Below are 21986 nucleotides of genomic sequence, written 5' to 3'. Positions count from 1 at the left end.
GATCGAATGAGCCCGCGCAGCCGCCCGTCGGAGAGTGATCCTTCATGGTCCAGCAGCCGCCCCTGCTCCGCGATGTCATTGACATCAAGGAGTCCATCTCCACGTCGGACTTCGTCCTCCAGCTCTCGGAGGCGACGACCCCGGAAGGCGCCGAGCGCGCGCTGCGGGACTACGTGGTCACGGAGCGGCTGCTGGAGAACTTCGACGAGGCGCTCGGGCTGATCCGGTCCGCGCTCGACGGGCACACGTCGAAGGCGTCCTACCTGCACGGGTCGTTCGGTTCCGGTAAGTCGCACTTCATGGCGGTGCTGCACGCGCTGCTCAGCGGGGCCCCGGCGGCCCGTGGGCGGGCGGACCTGGACCCGGTGCTGACCAAGCACGAGTGGCTCGGCACGGAGGGGAAGCGGTTCCTGCTCGTGCCGTACCACATGCTCGGGGCGAAGGCCCTGGAGCAGCGGGTCCTCGGCGGGTACGTCAGTCACGTCAAGAAGCTGCACCCCGAGGCTCCGACGCCGCAGGTCTACCGGACGGACTCCCTGTTCGCGGACATCCGGGCGATGCGGTCCCGGCTGGGCGACCAGGCGGTGATCGGCGGTCTCACCTCGCTGGACGGCGGCGACGGTACGGCCGACGAGGAGGACGAGTGGGGCGAGGCGTTCGGCTGGACGCCCCAACTGCTCGACACCGCCCTCGGCGCCGAGGAGGTCCACGAGGGCGGCCAGGCGCTCAACCTGGTCAGCCCGTCGACGCCCGCCGAGTTGCGGGCGCGGCTGGTGCAGGACGCGAGCACACACCTGCTGCCGGGCTTCGCGAGGAACGCCGCCGAGGACGAGCACGGGTTCGTCTCGCTCGACGCCGGTCTGTCCGTGATCGCCGAGCATGCCAAGGCGCTCGGTTACGACGGGCTGATCCTCTTCATGGACGAGCTGATCCTGTGGCTCGCGACCCTCATCCACGACCAGAAGTTCGTCGCCCGGGAAGCCGGCAAGATCACGAACTTCGTGGAGGGCGGCGACGCCCGCCGTGCCGTGCCGGTGGTCTCGTTCATCGCCCGTCAGCGCGATCTGCGCGAACTGGTCGGCGAGGAGGTGTCGGGGGCGGCCGAGGCGTCCATCCAGGACACGCTCAACCTCGCCTCGGGCCGGTTCGACAAGATCACGCTGGAGGACCGCAACCTCCCCGAGGTCGCCCATGCCCGCCTCCTCAAGCCCAAGGACGACGAGTCCGCCGCCCTCGTCGACGCCGAGTTCGAGAAGACCCGCAGGATCCGCCAGGAGGTGTGGGACACCCTCCTGGGCTCCGACCGGGGTGCCGACGGTGTCGGCGCGGACGAGCAGAGCTTCCGGCTGACGTACCCGTTCTCGCCGGCATTCATGGACACCCTCGTACACGTGTCGTCCGCTCTCCAGCGCAACCGGACCGGCATGAAGCTGATGGGGCAACTGCTCGCCGACCACCGGGCCGAGCTGCGGCTGGGCGACCTGATCCCGGTCGGTGACCTGTACCCGCTGATCACGGCGGGCGGCGACAAGCCGTTCACCGACAGCCTGAAAGTCGTCTTCGAGGCGGCCGACAAGCTGTACCGGACGAAGCTGCGGCCGTACCTCATCCTCACGTACAACGTGTCGGAGGAGGTCATCGAGCAGTACGTCCACCGGCCCGACAGCATCACCGACCCGGACCTGCGCAACCGGCTCAAGCAGTTCACGGGGGACAACCGCATCGTGGGCACGCTGCTGCTGTCGGCGCTCGCCCCAAGTGTCCCGGCCCTGTCCGACCTGACAATCCGCCGTCTGTCCGCGCTCAACTACGGCTCGGTGGTCGCCCCGATCCCGGGCCGCGAGTACGGCATCCTGAAGAACAAGGTCGCCGAGTGGGCCGGCCGCTTCCCCGAGATCAAGGAGACCGGCACCGAGGCCAACCCGGGCGTCCGGCTCGAACTGTCCGGCGTCGACGTCGACTCGGTGATCGCCAACGCCAACGTCAACGACAACCCCGGCAACCGCGAGGCCCTCGCCAAGCGGGTCCTCGTCGAGGAACTCGGCATCGACCAGTCGCAGTTGATCAACGAGCTGCGCTTCGCGTGGCGGGGCACCGAGCGCAGTGTCGAGGTGGTGTTCGGCAATGTCGCCGACGAGGACGCGCTGCCGGACCACGACCTGATGCCCCAGCAGGACGGGCACTGGCGGATCGTGATCGACCTCCCCTTCGACGAAAGCGAGTGGGGCCCCCGTGAGGATGCCAACCGCATGCAGCGGCTGCGTGAGCGGCAGGGCGAGCCGTCCCGCAGCATCGCGTGGCTGCCGACCCACCTCTCCAGCCAGCGGTACGCCGACTTCCGCCGCCTCGTCGTCATCGACAAGGCCCTGTCCGACAGCCAGCGGTTCGACGGCCAGTACGCGGGCCATCTGAGCCCCGACAACCGGGCGCGGGCCAAGGGGCTTCTGGAGACCCAGCGGGAGTCGCTGCTCAAGAACGTGAAGGCGGCGTTCAAGCAGGCGTACGGCCTGGCGGACAAGAAGGCCACCGACGTGGAACTCGGCTTCGGCGACCATCTCGAGTCGCTGCGCGAGGTCGAGGGACTGGTCCTGTCCTTCGGACAGTCGCTGCGGGACGGCATCCGGCACATCGCCGGCAAGCTCCTCGCGAGCCAGTACCCGGACCACCCGAACCTCGACCCCGAAAGCAACGGCACCGTCGTCAAGCCTGCCGACGCCAGGAAGGTGTTCGCGCACGTCCGGGCCGCCGCCGAGGCCCGCGACGGACGCGCCGAAGTCCCCGCCCCCGACCGGAACCTGATGCGGCGGGTGGCCACTCCGCTGCGGCTGGGGCTGCAGAAGGAGGCGTACTTCGAGCTGTCGCAGTACTGGGCGGACCACTTCCGACAGCTCGCCAGCGGGCAGGGCGTGACCGGCGACCTCAGCCTGATCACCCTCACCGACTGGACGGACCGGCCGACACCGCGCGGCCTGCCCGGCTTCCTCGCCCGGCTCGTGGTGGCCTCGTTCGCCGAGATGGACGACCGGGTGTGGGTGCGCGCGGGTACCCCTCTCGACCCGGCGCCCGCGCTGAACGAGATCAAGGACCATGACGCGCTGCGCAGCCAGCCGCTGCCCTCGGAGGAGGACTGGTCGGCCGCCCGTCAGCGGTTCACCGCGATCTTCGGTGAGCCGGCTCCCACACTGCGGCGTGGCCGGATGGTCAACCAGCTCGCCCGGCAGATCGCCCAGCAGGCGGGCGCCCACCAGGAGGCGGCCCGTGAGCTGGTGACCCAGCTGGAGCGGCACGTCGGCTTCCTCCGCCTCGACGAGACCGCCGAGGGCGGGCGCCTCGCGCTCGCGCGGCGGGCCGTCGAACTGCTCCAGGCGCTGACGCGCTCGGCCGGTCAGGGTGCCGCCGGAGCCCGGAAGACCGTTGAGGCTCTGGCCGCCTTCGACTTCGGCGCCGTCGGCGCGGACCGGTTCGGGACCTCGGTCAAGCAGGCCCGTGCGGTGGCGCAGGCGCTGGACTCGGCGTCCTGGACCACCCTCGACCTGGCCACCTCGGAAGGTCCGGAGGGAGAGGCGCTGCTGGAGTCCCTGCGCAACGCCGCGCAGAGCGACCAGCGGACCAACGACCTGAAGGAGGCGCTGGCCCGGACGCAGCGCGAGGTGCTGGCGCTGGTGAAGCGCAACCGCGCGACGCAGACTCCGCCGCCCGCTCCCCCAGCCCCGGCCCCGGGCCCCAATGACGTGCCGCTCGACAGGCCGACAAGTCACCCGCAGGTCCCCGAGCAAACGCCGAGTCCGGGCCCGTCCACCCCCGGGCGGGTGAAGCGCTCCGGCGGCGGACGCACGACCGCGGCAAAGGCGGTGGCCGAACTCCAGGCCGAGATCGCGGAGTTGGCGACCCTCGAACCCGGTACCGAGGTCACGTTCACTTGGCGGGTCGTCGAAGGATGAGCACGGCGACGACCAGCACGGTGGCGGTGCGGCTGAACCTCGCGACCATCACCCAGTACCTGTCGGCCCAGAGTTCACTCGCCGACGTCCTCGCGGGCCGGGACCAGCGGCGGGCCGTGCTGCTGCGCTCGTCGCCACAGTGGGACGGGCCCGCCGAACACGCCTGGGGCGACGGGCTGTCGGCCCGGATCGCGGCGGCGCCTTCCCCGCTCGCCGTGCACGAGCTGCTGCTCGGCCACCTGTCGGGCACGGCGGCCAGTCCCGCCCTGCTCGTCGTCCTGACCGACCGCGAACAGAACGAGCTCGACCCCGCCATCCTGGCCCGCGCTCACAAGAAGCGCATCGACACGGTGGACAGCTGGGACGTGGTGCGGGACGCGTTCGGAGCGCATCAGGTCGACCAACGGCTCAGGGACGACAAGTGGGCCGCGGAGGCCCTGCTGGACGCCGCGCCGCCGAGGGGCGGCTGGCCCCGGCTGGGCGGCGGCATCCTGTCGCGCGGCACAGCACTGTCCGCGCTCGCGCTGCGGCGCCTGAGGCTGGGCAGCTACGAGGACGAGGCGGCCCGTCAGGACCACACCACGTCCGCCGACCGGCTGGACACCCACGCACTGCTCGGCTGGTCCCTGCTGCCGGGCCGTCCGGAGCGCTTCCTGACGCTGCGCGGCCCCGAACGCGGCGGCCTGGCGCAGTTCCTCGGCGAGGACGACCGGGCCGGACTCGCTGGGCGGGCACTTCTGGCCCTCGTCGATGCCGAGCACGGACCGGACGCGGTGGCCTTCGGACTCGTCTGCGCCGCGCTGTGGTGCCATGCCGAACCGGACGCGACCGTCTACACGGCACGCGGTCGCGCGGAGCGCTGGTTCGGGGAGCGTCCCCCGGCGCGGGGCGAGCAGCTCGACGCCATCGCGACCGCCTTCGGCCGGGCCTCGGAGGACTACGTCGGCACGCTCCTCGCCGCAGCCGCCAGGGATGGTGCCGCAGGCTCGGAAGGAGCCCGCGAGGCCCGCCGGACCAGCGACACGGTGCTGGAGCGTGCGTCGTCGCTGGTCCGCCAGTTCGGCGCGGAAGCCGCCGCCAGGACCAGTCCCCTCCTGCCGGCAGGCCTGGACGCCAGGTTCAGCGCCGTCGGGACTGCCCTGGCAGCCGGTGAACCTGGACCGCTCGACACGGCCGTGCGTTCTCTGAGCGAACACCGGCGTGCGCAAGGACCGGAGGTCCAGTCGCGGATCGAGCGGACCCGCATGGCGCAGCGGCTCGTCCAGTGGCTGGCCACCGAGCCGGCGGTGGAGGCGTCTCACGTCGGCGCGGCCATAACGCGCCATGTCGACGAGACCGCGTGGGTCGACCGGGCCCTGGAACACATCGAGGCCGGCGGGGACCCCGACGACCGGCTCAGGTCCGCCTACGACGCACTGGCCGTGCGTGTACGGGAACGCCGGCACGAGATCGACCGCGACTTCGCCGGCGTCCTCGCGACCTGGACCGCGGCGGGCACCGATCCCGGCCGGATGCTGACCGTGGAGACGTTTTTGGAGCGGGTGGTGAAGCCGGTCGTGCGGGGCACCGACCGGCGCGTGCTGCTGATCGTCCTGGACGGGATGAGCGCGGCCATCGCCACCGAGCTGGGTGAGGAACTGCGCGCGTCCTGGGCCGAGTTCGATCCGGTGGCCGAGGAGGGAAAGTCTCCGCGCCGCCGTGCCATGGCCGCGGCTCTCCCCACCCTCACCTCCGTGTCCCGTACTTCGCTGTTCGCGGGCAAGCTGACGCAGGGATCGCAGAACGACGAGGCACAGCTGTTCCCCGCCCTCCCGCTCTGGGGCGGGGCGCCGGCGGCCGTGTTCCACAAGGACGACCTGCGGGCCGACAGCGCCGGGGACACGTTCGGGCCCGCGCTCACCGAGGCGCTCATGGACGGCCGTACGCATGTCGCGGTCGTCCTCAACGCGATCGACGACCGGCTCGCCAAGGAGCAGAAGCTGGGTGACGGAGCCTGGCAGGCCGGGCACATCCCCGGCCTTCCGGACCTGCTGCGGATCGCCGCCTCGCAGGGGATGGCCGTGGTCGTCACCAGCGACCACGGGCATGTCGTCGACCGGCACGGGGTGAAGCTGGACACCGGCTCGCCGCTGTCCGCCCGGCACCGCGCACCGGGCGGCGAGACGGGCCCCGCCGAGGTCGCGCTGCACGGCACCCGAGTGGTCGCGCCGCAGCCGGGAGGCTCGATCGTCGCCCTGTGGGACGCCGACTCGCGGTATACGGCTCGCAAGGCCGGATACCACGGCGGGGCGTCCCTGGCGGAGTTCACGATTCCCGTGCTGGCCTTCCTGCCGTTCGGGGCGCCCCCTCCCCCGGCCTGGCGTGAGTTGGGGGATCAGCGGCCGACCTGGTGGCTGGTGGAGGAACCCGCGCCGCGCCCCACCACCCTCTCACCCGCCCCGGCGGCCACCGCGAAGCGGTCGACGCGGCCGAAGCCGACGAAGGCGCAGGCCCACCTGGCCCGTACGCACGACTCGTTGTTCGAGGTCGCCGTGGTCCCGGCGTCCGACGACGAGGAGACACTGGTGACCGCCACCCTTGTCGGTCCCGACGACACCCTCGTCTCGGGCCTCTTCGCCTCGGAGGCGTTCCAGGGTCAGACCGGCCTGCTCGCGCGCAAGCCGCCGATGGACAAGGTGGAAGGAGCGATCCGGGCCCTGCTCGACGCCGGAGGCACTCTGCCGGTGACCGCCCTCGCCCAGCGCGTGTCCTACCCGACCACTCGGGCCGACGGGTTCGCGGCCATCCTGCGCCAACTGCTCAACTACGACGGAGTACAGGTCCTGGAGACGCTGCCGGACGGTCGGACCGTCCGCCTCGATCTCTCCCTGCTCCGCATGCAGTTCGACCTGGCCTGACGTTCCATCAGGCCTTTAGACCACCGATGAGCCGGGAGCCATGAGCGCCAACGACCGTGTGTTAATCAACCAGATGATCGAGGAACGTCGCAACGCCCGCGCCGTCCCTCTCTCGTTCGACGCGGCCTTCGAAAGGTTTGCGAGCGAACACGCGCTGCACGGCTTCGGTCTCTCGGAAGAGGAGATCGAAGCCGGTGTGATCGGTGGGGCGAACGACGGTGGCATCGACGGGGTATACGTCTTCCTCGGTGGTCGGCTCCTGCACGAGGACAGCGAGATCCTTCAGCAGACCTCCGCCGTCTCGAACGTGGAACAGGGGACCCAGCTGACCCTCTGGCTCGTCCAGGCCAAGACAAGCTCCGGGTTTTCCGAAGTGGCACTGGACAAGGTTGCGTCCACCTGCACGAACCTCCTTGACATGGAGGTCGACGAGGCCACCGTCGGGATCCTGTATACCGAAGACCTGCTCGCCCGCTTCAGGTTGTTCAGGACAGCGCTGCTGCGGCTCCTCAGCCGTCATCCGACCGTCCTGATCAAGTTCTCATACGTGACGCGCGGCGAGGCGAGCGAGGTGCATCCCAAGGTCCAGGCGAAGGCCAAGATCCTGGAGGCGCAGTTCTCCAACGCCTTCGCCGTCTCCACCGGCGAGGTCGAGTTCCTGGGCCCCTCGGAACTCTGGAAGCGGGCCAGCACCCTCCCCTCGTACACCCTGGAGCTTCCCTACCGGGAGAGCATCACCCACGGAACCAGCCACATCGCACTCGTCTCGCTCGGCGAGTACATCGACTTCCTCAGCGACGAGACCGGGGCGATCAAGTCCCACATCTTCGACTGGAACGTCCGCGACTACCAGGGAAACGTCGAGGTGAACCGGGAGATCACAGCGTCCCTCCAGAACCCCGAGGCACCCGAATTCTGGTGGCTCAACAACGGCATCACCATCGTGTGCTCACAGGCGACCTCGGTCGGGAAGCGCCTCAGCCTCTCCGACGTGCAGATAGTCAACGGTCTCCAGACGTCGTACACGCTCCACGAGACGCTCAACGACCTCTATGCCAGTGATCCCACCGACGCCGTCTTCGACAGGCTGGTGCAGGTGCGCATCCTCGTCACCGTGGACCAGGCGGCCCGTGACTCCGTCATCCGCGCCACCAACCGGCAGACGAGCGTGCCGGTCGCCTCACTCCGGGCCACGGACGACATCCAGCGGCAGATCGAGTCGTACTTCCTCGAACACGACTGGTTCTACGACCGACGCAAGAACTTCTACCGGAACCAGGGCAAGTCGGCCAACCGTATCGTCAGCATCCCCCTGCTCGCACAGTCCGTGATGGCCATGGCTCTGGGACAGCCCGACTACGCGCGCGCCCGCCCCTCGAGCCTGCTGAAATCGGACTCGGACTACCGCCGCGTCTTCTCCGACAAGACGGAACTCCCTGTCTATCTGTGGCTGGCCAGAGTGCAACGCCAGGTCGACGAGTTTCTGCAGTCGACATCGGATCCCGCCGTCCGTTCACTGCAGACCAACCTCCGCTTCCACCTCGCCATGCTCGGTGCCGTAGACCTCGTGGGCCGTGTGTTCAGCAAGCCGGAGGCCCTGAACAACGCCGCCCGGGAGGACGTCTTCCCGACCTCTACGCGTCTCGAATCGCTGTGGACGTCACTCCAGGAGCAGTTCGACGCATTCCAGCGAGAGAGCCGGTCGGGGCCCGACAGGACCGCGAAGAGCAGCGAGTTCGTCACCTACCTCACGACCAACCTCGGATACGGCAGCCTCCGCCGCAAGTGATCTCGGAGCACGATCCGCCGGGCGGTGCGGATGGGACAATGAGCCGGTGACCGGTCCTCGCCCTTCTCCCGTCTCCGCCGCCCGGCGGCGTACCGCCCTCGACGCCCTCCGGCGCGGTGCGGTGCCCGAGAGCGGCCTGGATCTCCTCGCCACCGGCCTCGACCGTTTCGAGTCCGCGCTCGACGCGGAACTCGACGCGGTCGCCTCCGGTGCCTCGGTCTTCAAGGCCGTGCGGGGTGAGTACGGTTCCGGCAAGACGTTCTTCACCCGGTGGCTCGGGGAGCGCGCCAAGCAGCGCAACTTCGCGGTCTCCGAGATCCAGGTCTCGGAGACGGAGACCCCGCTGCACAAGCTGGAGACCGTCTACCGGCGCCTCACCGAGCGGCTGTCCACCACCAGCTTCCCACCGAGCGCTCTCCGCCCCGTGGTGGACGCCTGGTTCTACGCACTGGAGGAGGACGCCCTCGCCGCGGGAGCGGATGAGGACGATCTGAGCGGCGCGGTGGAGGAGTTGCTGGCCGCCCGGCTGACCGAGGTGTCGCGGCACGCCCCGTCCTTCGCTGCCGCACTGCGCGGATACCGGTCCGCGCTGGCCGAGGGCGACGAAGCGACGGCGGCCTCCGTCCTCGCCTGGCTCGGCGGCCAGCCCCACGTGGCGGCGGCGGCCCGGCGATCCGCGGGGGTACGCGGCGACCTGGACCACTTCGGCGCCCTGGGCTTCCTGCAAGGGCTGCTCACCGTCCTGCGGGACTCCGGTCACCGGGGGCTGTTCGTCGTACTGGACGAGGTGGAGACCCTGCAGCGCGTGCGGTCGGACGCCCGCGACAAGGCGCTCAACGCACTGCGGCAACTGATCGACGAAGTCCACTCCGGGCGGTTCCCCGGCCTGTACCTGGTCATCACCGGCACGCCTGCCTTCTACGACGGTCAGCAGGGTGTGCAGCGGCTTCCGCCGCTCGCCCAGCGGATCGCCACCGACTTCACGACCGATCCTCGGTTCGACAACCCCCGGGCGGTCCAGCTGCGTCTGTCCGGGTTCACCCTGGAGTCGCTGACCGGACTCGGGATCACCATCCGCGATCTCTACGCGTCCGGGGCTGACTCCCCCGACCGGATCAAAGCGCTGGCGGACGACGCCTACATCGCCGATCTCGCCCGTGCGGTGGGCGGAGCCCTCGGCGGGAAGGTGGGCGTCGCGCCCCGGCTCTTCCTCAAGAAGCTGGTGGGCGACGTCCTCGACCGTATCGACCAGTTCCCGGACTTCGACCCGCGGCAGCACTACCGGCTCACGGTGGGCAGCAGTGAACTCACCGACGTCGAGCGGAACCTCGCCGCATCGTCGTCGGCAGACGACATCGACCTGGAGCTGTGATGGCGTCGGCCGCGGACCCCGTCGACCGGCTCGATCCCGTCATCCTGCATCACGTGGTCAACACGCTGGGCTGGCCTGACCTGCGGCCTCTGCAACGGGCCTCGATCGATCCGGTGATGGACGGTGAGGACGCCGTGCTGCTCGCGCCCACGGCCGGCGGCAAGACCGAGGCCGCCTGCCTGCCGGTCCTCTCGGCCATGTCCGCCCAGGGCTGGACCGGTACTTCGGTCCTCTACCTGTGCCCGCTCAAGGCTCTCCTCAACAACCTGGTCACCCGCGTCGACGGATACGCGCAGTGGCTCGGACGCAGCGCGGCCCTGTGGCACGGGGACACGAAGGAGTCCCAGCGCCAGCGCATCCGTACCGAGAGACCCGACATCCTTCTGACGACACCCGAGTCGCTGGAGGCGATGCTGATCGGGGTGAAGACGGACCACGCACACCTGCTGGGCGGGATCCGAGCCGTCGTCGTCGACGAGGTCCACGCGTTCGCCGGCGACGACCGGGGCTGGCATCTGCTGGCGGTGCTGGAGCGACTGCAACGGGTCGCGGGGCGCCCGATTCAGCGGATCGGGCTGTCGGCGACGGTCGGGAATCCGAAGGAACTACTCACCTGGCTGCAGGGATCGGGCGCCGGCCGACGCCCGGGACGGGTCGTCGCCACGGACAACACGAGCCACTCGCCCGGCGGGGGCACCGCGAGTGGCGCGACCGGGCCGCCACCAGGAGACGTCGAACTCGACTACGTGGGCTCCCTTTCCAATGCGGCCAAGGTTCTCTCAGTCCTGCACAAGGGCGAGAAGCGACTGGTGTTCTGCGACTCCCGACGGCAGGTTGAGGAACTGGGTGCCGCGCTCCGGGCGCGTGATGTCACGGTGTTCCTGTCCCACGCCTCGCTCTCGGCCGACGAACGGGCCCGGTCCGAGGAGGCCTTCGCCGAGGCACGGGACTGCGTCATCGTCGCCACCTCCACCCTGGAACTGGGCATCGACGTCGGCGACCTGGACCGCGTCATCCAGATCGATTCTCCTGGCACCGTCGCCTCGTTCCTCCAACGGATCGGCCGCACCGGGCGCCGCACAGGGAGCACCCGCAACTGTCTGTTCCTGGCCACAGACAAGGACTCCCTGCTGCAGGCTGCCGGTCTCCTTCTCCTCTGGAGCCGCGGGTGGGTCGAACCGGTCGTCCCACCGCCCGAGCCGCGCCACCTCGTCGCCCAGCAGTTGCTCGCCGCCACCCTCCAGGAACACAGGCTGGGCGATCAGCTCTGGCCCGAACAGTGGAACGGCCTCGCACCCTTCGATCTTTCGGCCGCTCCCATCCTGCGTCACCTGACGGAGCAGGGCTTCCTGGACACCGACGGCGGCATGCTGTTCATCGGTCCTGAGGCCGAACACCGCTTCGGACGACGGCACTTCATCGAGCTGACCGCCTCTTTCACCGCGCCACCGCAGTTCACCGTGCTGTCCGGGCGCACCGAGATCGGCCGGATGGATCCCTCAGTACTCACCGAGGAACGCCCAGGCCCACGACGGCTGCTACTGGCCGGCCGCAGCTGGCAGGTGACGTTCATCGACTGGGGACGGAAACGGGTCTTCGTCGAGCCGGTCGAGAGCGGCGGGGTCGCCAAGTGGTCGGGTGGCACCCTCGTCGGACTGTCGTACGCGCTGACGCGCGCCATGCGGGATGTCCTCCTGGGCGCGGACCCACCTGTCTCCCTCACCCGGCGAGCCGAGGTCTGCCTCCAGGAATGGCGCGACGAGGATGCGCCGCACTTGGTCCACCCCGGTGGGACGCTGGTGGCTCGGCAGGGCAACGACGTCCGCTGGTGGACATGGGCGGGGTACCGAGCGAATGCGACACTCGGCGCAACGCTGTCGTCGATCGCCGACCCGGTCCAGCGCCCGACTGACTGCTACCTGCGTCTTCGGGAGGATCTGAGCCCGGCGATGTGGCGCGCGGCACTTGATGCCGCGCAGGCCAGCCCCGCATTGGTCCTCCCCGATGTCGACCAGAAGGCCGTACGCGGTCTGAAGTTTTCGGCAGCGCTCCCCCAGCGACTGGCCGTGGCCACTTTGTCTGCAAGGCTCGCCGACTTCGACGGTGCACGGGCTGTGCTGTCGAAACCTACGCGCTTCGCCACGAGATAGGCGTGGCTCCCAGCAAGCCTCTGTCACTCTCCGCGTTCAAAGGCCTGGCGCATGATGCAGACGCTGCAAGCACCGCACCTTTCTACGAACCAAGTCGAGCGGTGGTTCGTACTGCTGACTGGCAAACAGATTCGCCGATCCCCTCGGCGCCGCTGAAGGAGGCACGAGGTCGGTCACCGTCCGCGCGTTCCGTCCAAGTCGGCCCATGCCGACTGCACGTGACGAGCGGTAGGGTGAGTGATCGGTCATGGGGCGTTTGATCGGCGCACGAACGACGCCAAGCGGGAGGGATACGGGGGGCTGACATGGCTCAAGAGCCGGGCGAGCCCGAGAGCCTGCTCGCAGACCTGGCAGACACCTCTGCCAACTTCGGTTTCCTCCTCCCCCACGAACCGTTGCTGATGTTCCATGGCGCCTCGGCCGAGGCCCGCATGTTCGACGCCCCGGCCCAGTCGACGTCGGCGGCGCGCCTGTTCGGCGAGGTTCTTGCCTCCGAGCTCTGCGGTCTCGCCGGTGTACGGCCGCCGTCCACTGGCCAACTGGAGCGCCTGCGAGTCCTGACCCGTACCGGACTGCTCCCCACCCCAGTGCTCGCCGCGTTCAATGATCTACGCCAGATCCCAGACGGCGGGGCCGGTCGGCCCGACGAGTCGGTGGCAACGCATCTCGTCGAGCGATGCTTCGCCTTGGCCGTCTGGTTCTTCCGGCTCCGCACCGGCGACCGCGAGCCGATGCCGTTCGTCCGAACCGACGCCCGCGTGCTCCGAGCCCTGGCGGAACGAGTGGCTTCGGTGGAGCCGGAACTTCCCTTGGTGCAACGGGAGTTCGCGCAGCGAACCCGGCCCACGCAGGTGTCGGCCTCGGAGCGTGAGCGGCTGATCGTCGCCGCTCGCCAGGCGGCGCTCGAGCCGCTGGCGGAAACCAGAATCGCGCCCCAGGTCGAACGCGGTCTCGCCAGAGCGGGATGGACCGTTCTGGAGTCGGGTCATGACGAGGACGTGAACGGTTCACTGGGTTGTGCGGTGCGGAACCCGTACCTCACCGGTGACCGACGCGTCGACTACCTCCTCCTGGTCGGTGGGCAGGTGGTGGGGCTCGTCGAGTGGAAGAGCGCCGTCACGGATCTCGCGGCGGCAATGGACCAGGTGACGACACTGGCGGAAGCAGTCGCGGATGCGTCGCCGTGGCCGGTCTGGCGAGCCCCGCTGCCCTATCGGTATGTCACCGACGGGCAGCGTCTACTCTTCCTCGACGACCACGATCCCGAGCCACGGCCCCGGCTCGTCAGCGGCTTCCACCAGCCGGCCACCGTGGCCCGTTGGCGGCGCGAGGCGGAGGCGGACACCGGGGCGCCGACCTACCGAGCCAGGTTGGCCGCCCGCGTGCCCGACCTCACCACACCGTCGCCGACTGCGGGAGAGCCCCGTCCCGCACAGCTCAGGGCAGTGCGGGCCATCGAGCAAGCGCTCCGGTCCGGGCAGCGGCGAGCCCTGGTGCAGATGGCCACCGGCACGGGCAAGACATTCACCGGGGTCCTCACGGCCTACCGTCAGCTCAAGTACGCCAAGGCCCATCGCATCCTGTTCGTGGCCGATCGAGCAGCACCGGCACAGCAGGCGATCGCACAGTTCCAGCAGTTCGCCGCCCCTGACGGAGGACGGCGTTTCACCGACCTGTACAACGTCGACGAACTGCCCCCGGCAGGACCGGCGCAGTCGACGAAGGTTGCCGTGACGACCGTGCAGAGGCTCTCGGCCATGCTGGCGGGTGTACCCGGCCCGGACGCGGGATCCGATCGCGTCTCGGCGTTCGAGACCGCCGAGCGCGTCCCTCCCTCCGACATCACGCCGATTGACGTCACTTACAGTGCGACCCTTCCTCCCGATGCGTTTGATCTCGTCGTCGTCAACGAATGTCACCAATGGATCTACGGCGAGGGCCGCGCCCTCCTCGAGTACTTCGACGCCCCCGTTCTGGGTTTCACCGCTACTCCGGTCGCGCCGGTCTACGGCTTCTTCCAGGGCAACCTGGTCAGCGCATACCCCTACGAACAGGCCATTGCCGACGGCCTGGTCGTGGACCACTCCGTCTACCAGGCACGGATCGAGTCACCCGGGCGAGCGGTACTCGTCCCGCTGAACGAGCACACCGACCTCAAGGACAAACTCCCTCTGCGCACCCGGTACGAGCTACTGGACGAGGACCTGGCCTATGCCGGGCCGGTCGGGGCGCCACAGATCCTCGAGTCCGACGCCCTGTCAGTCGTTCTGACAGCTCTCCGGGACAGTCTCCCTAGGCTGTTTCCGGGCAGGGGAGCCGGCGCGGGGGCGATTCCCAAGACGGTGGTCTTCGCCCGCGACGACCACCATGCCGAAGAAATCGTGGACAGAGTCCGCACCGTTTTCGGAGCGGGCGCCGCGTTCTGCCAGAAGATCACCCTCCGGAGCGGCGATCCGGACCAGCTCCTGAGGGACTTCAGGACGACGCCGGAGTTCCGGATCGCCGTCGTGGTGGACCTGATCTCCGGCTCGACGGACATGCGGGCGGTCGAATGCTTCCTGCTCCTCCGTGACGTGCGATCCAGCGCCTACTACGAACAGTTGCTGGGGCGAGGAGCTCAGCGCATCGCGTCCGCAGACCTCCGCGCCGTCACTCCAGAGGCGTTCGCCAAGACACAGTTCGTGGTCATCGATGCGGTCGGAGCCACCCGTCACCACCGTCGGCAACTCGTCAACGTGACCGACACGGCCGGCTCCGCCGGCCGGGCCGCCCTGGCCCGCCTGTTCGACCGTACGGCGGAGGGCGCTACGAGCCCGGACGAGACGGCCGAGCTCGGTCTGCGACTTGCCCGGCTCATCCCCGTCCTGACCGAGCCCGACAGCGCCGCAGTCACGACGCTGGCCGGCATGTCCTTGGAAGAGCTCGTGAGCGGGCTCCTCGCCACGGTCGACGCCGATCACTTGGCGCATGTCCGCGCGACAGGTGGCGAGCATGCGGTGGACGCGGCCGCCCGGGAGGCGACAGCCCCACTCGCCGAACTGCCGGAGCTGCGGGGCCTGCTGCTGCGCCTCTATCACGGCCCGACCCCGTCGGGGTCAAAGGCAGTAGGTCGGCACACGCCCGCCGCCGAGGCCGTGTATCGCCGTCTCGACACGTTCAAGAAACACCAGGCCGGACATTTCACTGCGACCCAGTTGTGGTGGATCGAGAACATCGCCGAGTTCGCCGCCACCGGTGCCCGGTTCGATCCAGCGGACCTCGACGGCATGCCCTTCTCCGGACGCGGCGGCACGGACGGCTTTCTCCGCGAGTTCGGGACGGACCGCGCCGTCGGCCTGTTGCACGAACTGGATCGGGAACTCGCTTGAACCGTGAGCTTCCCGCAGGCTGGACGATGGCCCGGCTGGCGGACATTCTGAGCAACCGGCTGGTCAACGGCCGCTCCGTGCGCGCCCGTGAAGGTGGCTTCCCGGTGCTACGGCAGACCGCACTGCGCCCACTGACCGTGGACTTCACCGAGTCGAAGAGCGGTGACTGGACCGCTGAGGAAGCCGCTCACCATCTGGTCGAGCCCGGTGACCTGCTGGTCAGCCGGGCCAGCGGCTCACGTGCACTCGTCGGCGAAGGCGCCCTGGTGGACGATCCCCCGACCCCAACTGCCTTCCCGGACACCATGATCCGGGTCCGCGCGCAACCCTCCGTGGTCGATGCCCGCTACCTCGCCCACCTGTGGAACTCACCTGTCATGCGGCGCCAGATCGACGCCTCCGCCCGCCGGGTCGGCGGAGGAATGTACCGGCTCAATCAGCGCGAGCTGGCGGACTTCGTGCTTCCGCTGCCGGGGATGGCCGAGCAGCTTCGGATCGTAGGGCTACTGGAGGACCGCCTCACTCTGATCGACACCGCAACGGCCCGGACCCGCAAGGCCGTCGACCGGGCTGCCGAGCTGAATCTCCTCATTACGGCCCGGGGCGGCCTCGGCGGCCTCGGCGGCGACACGGTCCTTGCGTCGGCGGAGCTGCCTCCCGCCAGGACATTCGACGGTGCTCTGCCGCCTCTCCCCGCCGGATGGCGCTGGACTCGGCTCGAGGCCGTCGCCGATGTCGCGCGGGGGGCCGCCATGGACAACAGGAAGCAGTGGGATCCGCTGGCCGTGGAGGTGCCCTTCCTACGCGTCTCCAACGTGCAACGCGGCCGCTTGGCACTGGACGAAGTGACCACGGTGCGGTTGCCAGCCGATCGGGCCCAGGCGCTCCAGCTGCAGCAGGGTGACGTGCTGCTCACCGGCGGCGGGGACCTCGACAAGTTGGGCCGGGGCTGGATCTGGGAGGGGCAACTGTCCGACTGTGTGCACCAGAACCACGTCTTCCGAGTCCGGGTCAGGGACCAGTTGCTGCACCCGAAACTGCTCGCCTGGCACGCAAACGGCTTCGGCCGTCAGTGGTGCGAGCGCAACGGGACGCGGAGCACGGGGCTGGCATCCATCGGCCTGGGCGTGATCCGGCTGATGCCGGTCCCCCTTCCCCCGCCTGCCGAGCAACGGGAGTTGGTGACGCTGGTCGAGGACCGCACGGCGGAGCTCGAGAGCGCCGTTGCCTCGGCCGAGCGAGCCCTGGTGCTGGCCGACCGACTTCGGCTCACTGTCCAGGAGCACGCCTTCACCGGTCGGCTGACGCACGCCGACGGACCGCTCAGGCCTCAGGAGTCCCCGCTGTGAACCAACGCGCTTCCTCCTCTCCCGCCGTGCAGGAGCGGGACGATGTCAAGATTTTCTGGGCCTTCTCCAACGTCCTGCGCGACGACGGGGTTTCGGCGCTGGAGTACGTCGAACAGCTCGCGTTCGTGCTCTTCCTCAAACTGGCACACGATCAGCGTCGGCGCCCGCTCAACCCAGTGGACGTGATCGGCTTCGACGCGTGGGAAGAACTCCGCGACGCCAGTGGCCAGGAACAGCTGGGGCGTTATGACCAGATCCTCGACCGCCTCGGGACCCTGCAGGGCACCGTCGGTCTGGTCTTCCGGAAAGCGCAGAACCGGGTACGGGACCCTGCCAAGCTCAGTCGGCTGATCGAGCTGGTCGATGACCACGACTGGTCGGCGGAGGGCGCCCTGGACCGGGGCGCGGTCTTCGAAGCACTACTGACCCGCATGGTGGACGACGTGCGGACAGGAGCCGGGCAGTACTTCAGCCCCCGGCCGTTGATCGACATGATCGTCCAGTGCGTCCGGCCCACTATCGACGACACGATCATCGATCCTGCCTGCGGCACGGGCGGCTTCCTGATCAAGTCGTTCCAGTACCTGATCGACCACTTCCCACGCGGTGTAACAGCGGCGCAGCGTGCGCGGCTCAACGAGGGCACGATCTTCGGCAACGAGCTGGTCGACGCCACCGCACGGCTCGCGACGATGAATCTGGTCCTGCACGGCGTGACCCGGACGGACGGCGCCCACGACCGTATCGCGGTCGGTGACTCGCTGGCCCGCACACCGGCCCGGCGCGCATCGCTGGTGCTGACTACTCCGCCGTTCAACAGAGCGTCCCTGATCACTGTCGTCGATACAGTCGACGCCAAGTCCGTCGGCGACTTCGCGCACTCCCGGCCCGACTTCTGGGCGACAACCTCCAGCAGACAGCTGAACTTCCTCCAGCACGTCCACACTCTGATGGAGACCGACGGCCGGGCAGCCGTCGTGGTCCCCGACAACGTCCTGTTCGAAGGCGGAGCCGGGACGACGATCCGGCGACGGCTGCTGACCTCCTGCGATCTGCACACCCTGCTCAGGCTTCCCACGGGCGTCTTCCCCGCCAGAGGGGTCAAGACCAACGTCCTGTTCTTCGACAAGCCCGCTCCCCGGTCGGACGGCAGCCCTTCGTCCCACCGGCTCTGGGTATACGACATGCGCTCCGGGCACCCGCTCCCCTCGACCGCGCCGTCGATCGACGCAGGCTTCGCCGACTTCGTGGCCGCCTACCTGCCGGGGCGGCCCCGGCATGAGCGGGTCGAGACGAGCGTCTTCCGGTCCTTCGGGGTGGCGGAACTGCTCGGCCGGAACGGCGTCAACCTGGACCTCTTGATCGGTCCTCGGGAGGAGACCGTCGCAGCCGCCGAACCGGAGGTCGACCTGCACACCCTGGCCGAGGAGATCACAAGAGAACTCCGCTCGGCGCTCGCGGACTTCAGCGCTCTCGCCGAGGCGTTGCAGCCGTCCGGCCTGCGCGACGACCGCGCAGGCCGGGACTCTGCGCGATGAACACGTCCACGACTCTTGTGACCGGGGGAATGTCGTGCAGCTGCTGGAACTGAAGCTCTCCTCCTACCGAGGTCTGCGCGATTTCCATCTGGACCTCTCGGACGCGGTAGACGGCGGCCATGCCATCGCCACGCTGATCGGACCCAACGGTGGCGGCAAGTCACGGATCCTGCACGCCCTCGCCGAGATATTCGGTGTCCTCCATCGGCCCGGCCGACGCGCGGCCTTCGCCTTCGAGGTGAGTTACGTGCTGCGTGGCAGGGCAGTCCGCGTCCAGCAGGCCTCCCCCGAGGCATCGCCCGAGCTGACGCTGTTGGAGGCCGGGCGGACGCCGACGACGGTGCGCCAGGGCGACTGGCCGCGTCATCTCCCCGATCATGTCTTCGGCTATCAGGCGCATCCGCGCGCACTCTGGACCTCGGAGTTCGACCGGCACAGGAGCCTGGCCACGCGGCAACTCGGGGACTGGCGGCGGGAATGGCGGGGAGGGCTGGAGGAGTGGCGGGCCGGCCGCGCTCCACACGATCCCTGGCCGGAGCAACTCACCCTACCGATCAGCTGCCGTCTCTACGCCCCCGCCTTCCTCTGCACTCCTGCCCATCTGCCCCTGCTCCTCCTCTCCCAGACCGCTCACTGGTCCGACGCCTTCGGCACCTATCTGCGCGAGCACTCCCACCTCCAGGGCGTGGCCTCTGCAGTCCTTCGCATCAGGGCGCCTCGTGCTGCACGGGAGACCTGGTCCGAGCTGCCGTACTGGGGCCTGGGCGGGCCGGCGCGCACGCTCTTCGCGGCGGCGGCCGAGTCCGGTCGCTTCGGACCGGTGCCCGACGCCGATCCAGATGGGGCCGGAAGCCCTGCCGACGGGTTCGGCTTCGTGCTCGGCAACTCCGAGGACATCAAGGCCTTCCGCAATCTCTTCGACAGCGACCTGTCGATGTTCGCGCTGCTCGCGACTCTGCTCGACGCCGGATACCTCGCCCTCGACGTCCGGCTGCGTTCGACGAACGAGGTGACGCTGGGTCTTGACGACCTGAGTTCGGGAGAGCAGCAGCTTCTCACCATTCTGGGACTGCTCAGGCTGCAGCGGGCCCAGGAGTCGCTCTTCCTGCTCGACGAACCCGACGCGCACTTCCACCCCGAGTGGAGCCGACGCTGGTACAACTCCGTGCGCACCGTCCTGGGAGCCCACCCCGACTCCCAGTTCATCGCGGCGACCCACGAGCCTCTCCTCGTTGCAAATATGACCCGCCGTCAAATTCGGCTCATCGGCACTGATACTGACGGCCGGACTACCGCGGTGACGCCCAGCACCAACCCACGCGGGCAGGGCGCCGGCGGCTTGCTGACGACCGACCTCTTCGGGTTGCGGAGCCAGTTGGACGAGTACACCCAGGGCCTGATCGACCAGCAGTACGAGCTACTCCCCGCCGCGGCGGACGATCCCGCCAAGAGGGCGGAGCTACGAGACGTCACGGCGAAACTCGATGCGCTCGGGTTTTCCACTGCTAACCGTGATCCCCTGGTGTCCGCCTTCCTCGCAGAGTTGCATCGCAGACGCCGTGCCCTCGTCGAGGTGGCCGGCAGCGTCGACCCGCCGTCCCCCGAGCAGTTGGAGGCCCTCGTCGCCCAGCTCTTCGACGAGCGCTTCTCGACGGTGCTCTGACGCCCATGAGACACATCGACATGAGCGGCCTCAGCGCCCCGCAGGAGTGGACCGACAAAACCGCGGCCACCCTCAGCGCGATACGGGCCGCGATGTCCCGCGACGAGGAGCACGAGTTCACGCCGCACTGGACCGATGACGCCGTACGCGAGCCCCTGCTCGGGCTCGTCGGCAGGAAGTGCTGGTACTGCGAGTCCCCCATCCTGCGCGCAGACGTGCACGTCGACCACTTCCGGCCCAAGTCCGAGGTCTCCGGTGAAGCCCACCCCGGTTACTGGTGGCTCGCCTACGACCTCTCGAACTACCGCATCGCGTGCAAGTACTGCAACAGCGGCGGAGCCAGGTTCAACGGCATGCCGGAGGGCCGCGCCAAGAGCAGCCGGTTCCCGCTCCTGGCCGGTACGCGTGCCCGTCGGCCTCAAGACGATCTCGGACTCGAGCACCCCGTGCTCCTGGACCCGGCCACGCCCGGCGACTGCGACTTGATCGGCTTCGACATCCAGGGTTTCGCCCGGCGCAGCAGCGCCGCGTATTCGGATGCCGAGGAACTGAGCGAACTGTGCCGCGCGGAGGAGACCATCCGGATCCTGGCGCTCAATTCCAGTGAGCTCATCGAACAACGACAGGAGGTGATGCGAGGGGTCCGGACACTAGCCGACATAGCGGGCCTGCCCGCTATCGAAATGCTGATAGCGAAGAGTGTCGGCCCCAAGTCGCGATGGAGCACAGCGGCCTCGACCGCTCTCGCGCTACAGCGTGCCTGTGCACCGTCGGCGGCCGACGCCTCCCGGCCTTCAGCGGCACCTTCCGTCCAGCCGGTCACCGCCCCTGCCCGGTCGAAGGTGGACCTGCTCGACCTGCTCAAGTACCTGGACCCAGATGAACTCGCGGCGGGCATTCCACTGACTGGCCGACACAAGAACAAAGTGCGCCGGGGGCTCTTGAAGCGTGAGGGCCAGATCGAGGTGTGGGGCCGGGCATGGAGCACACCGACCTCCGCCGCCCGCAAGGCCACGGGCAGCGACGACGTCAACGGATGGGACTTCTGGCGACTGACCACAGGCGGAGTGGAGCAGTCGCTCGCCGAGTTCCGGGCCGCGCACACGCGCTAACGCCTAACCCTGCGCCCCTACCCCTCCTTCAACCGACGCTCTCTCGAGATACCCAGAAGTTCACCGAGTCGCTATGCACCTAAAACTGCCCGGTCCCCAGATAGCGCCTGGCTGTTCCTCGCTTCCCATCCGCCGAAGTAACCATCGAGCCGCAGGAAAATAGAGACCATGAAGCACGAGCACGAGGCCAAGTTCCTCAACATCTACGTCGACGCGCTCCAAGCCAAGCTCACCGGCCTGGGCGCCACGCAGACCTTCCCCGTACCCGTCTCACCCGGAGGATCTTCGAGAACGACGCCCTCGACGCCGGCCAGTGGATCCGGCTGCATGACGAGGGCACCCGCTCCACGCTCACCCTCAAGCACGTCACCGACGCCACGAGCATCGACGGCACCACCGAGATCGAGACCGAGGTCTCCGACCTGGACGCCATGGCCGGCATTCTGCGTGGCCTCGGGCTGCGAGAGGTCCGCTACCAGGAGAACTACCGTGAGGAATGGCATCTGGGCGAGGTCGCCTTCGACTTCGACACCTGGCCGGACCTGCCCACCTTCGTCGAGATCGAAGGCCCTGACGAAGCGTCGGTCCGTCAAGCGGCCGTCCTGCTCGACCTCGACCACACCGCTGCGCGCTTCGGCAGCGTCGACGAGATCTACAAGAGCGAAGCCGGTCGCGACATCCTGGCCGAAGCCACTCTTCTCTTCGCCGACGCCGACAAGCCCGACGGCTCAGAGGCCTTCGGCGCTGTCTGAGAGGCTTCCGAGGGACTTTCCGCCGCCTGTCGCGGCAAGCCTGCGAAACATCAGA

General features: G+C 69.0%; 10 protein-coding genes and 1 pseudogene. All 11 read left to right on the top strand.

Features of this window, described 5'->3' with window-relative positions; genetic code table 11:
- The first annotated feature begins 44 nt into the window (after nucleotides 1-44).
- The 11 genes and pseudogenes from pglY to ACW4TU_RS32880 all read left to right on the top strand — a co-directional run bounded on the left by pglY (nucleotide 45) and on the right by ACW4TU_RS32880 (nucleotide 21931).
- Nucleotides 45-3941 carry a BREX-2 system ATPase PglY gene (pglY, locus tag ACW4TU_RS32930; protein WP_457419145.1) on the top strand — a complete coding sequence of 1299 codons (3897 nt, stop codon included), beginning with the start codon at nucleotides 45-47 and terminating at the stop codon, nucleotides 3939-3941.
- Entirely contained in the window at nucleotides 3938-6838 is a 2901-nt protein-coding gene (gene pglZ / locus ACW4TU_RS32925; RefSeq protein ID WP_457419143.1) for a BREX-2 system phosphatase PglZ, read from the top strand. The genes pglY and pglZ overlap by 4 nt, the downstream gene beginning before the upstream one ends.
- A gap of 40 nt (nucleotides 6839-6878) precedes the next feature.
- On the top strand, nucleotides 6879-8627 hold the full coding sequence (locus ACW4TU_RS32920) for an AIPR family protein (protein WP_457419141.1): 1749 nt from the start codon (nucleotides 6879-6881) through the stop codon (nucleotides 8625-8627).
- A gap of 46 nt (nucleotides 8628-8673) precedes the next feature.
- On the top strand, nucleotides 8674-9999 hold the full coding sequence (gene brxD, locus ACW4TU_RS32915) for a BREX system ATP-binding protein BrxD (RefSeq protein ID WP_457419139.1): 1326 nt from the start codon (nucleotides 8674-8676) through the stop codon (nucleotides 9997-9999).
- Entirely contained in the window at nucleotides 9999-12149 is a 2151-nt protein-coding gene (locus ACW4TU_RS32910) for a DEAD/DEAH box helicase (protein ID WP_457419137.1), read from the top strand. The genes brxD and ACW4TU_RS32910 overlap by 1 nt, the downstream gene beginning before the upstream one ends.
- A gap of 305 nt (nucleotides 12150-12454) precedes the next feature.
- A complete protein-coding gene (locus ACW4TU_RS32905) occupies nucleotides 12455-15517 on the top strand; it encodes a DEAD/DEAH box helicase family protein (RefSeq protein WP_457419135.1) in 3063 nt (1020 codons plus the stop codon).
- Nucleotides 15514-16866: a restriction endonuclease subunit S gene (locus ACW4TU_RS32900; RefSeq protein WP_457419133.1), complete on the top strand. Its 1353-nt coding sequence runs from the start codon at nucleotides 15514-15516 to the stop codon at nucleotides 16864-16866. The genes ACW4TU_RS32905 and ACW4TU_RS32900 overlap by 4 nt, the downstream gene beginning before the upstream one ends.
- Nucleotides 16863-18404 (top strand): HsdM family class I SAM-dependent methyltransferase, encoded by a 1542-nt coding sequence (locus tag ACW4TU_RS32895; protein ID WP_457419131.1) that lies wholly within the window; start codon nucleotides 16863-16865, stop codon nucleotides 18402-18404. The genes ACW4TU_RS32900 and ACW4TU_RS32895 overlap by 4 nt, the downstream gene beginning before the upstream one ends.
- Nucleotides 18405-18438: 34 nt before the next feature.
- Nucleotides 18439-20067 carry an AAA family ATPase gene (locus ACW4TU_RS32890; protein WP_457419129.1) on the top strand — a complete coding sequence of 543 codons (1629 nt, stop codon included), beginning with the start codon at nucleotides 18439-18441 and terminating at the stop codon, nucleotides 20065-20067.
- 5 nt (nucleotides 20068-20072) lie between these two features.
- On the top strand, nucleotides 20073-21179 hold the full coding sequence (locus ACW4TU_RS32885) for an HNH endonuclease (protein ID WP_457419127.1): 1107 nt from the start codon (nucleotides 20073-20075) through the stop codon (nucleotides 21177-21179).
- A gap of 168 nt (nucleotides 21180-21347) precedes the next feature.
- Nucleotides 21348-21931: pseudogene (locus ACW4TU_RS32880) on the top strand (class IV adenylate cyclase).
- The last annotated feature ends 55 nt before the right edge of the window (nucleotides 21932-21986 follow it).

This window comes from Streptomyces kryoterrae (assembly GCF_054072135.1).
This window is presented reverse-complemented; position numbering and strand designations above follow the sequence as displayed.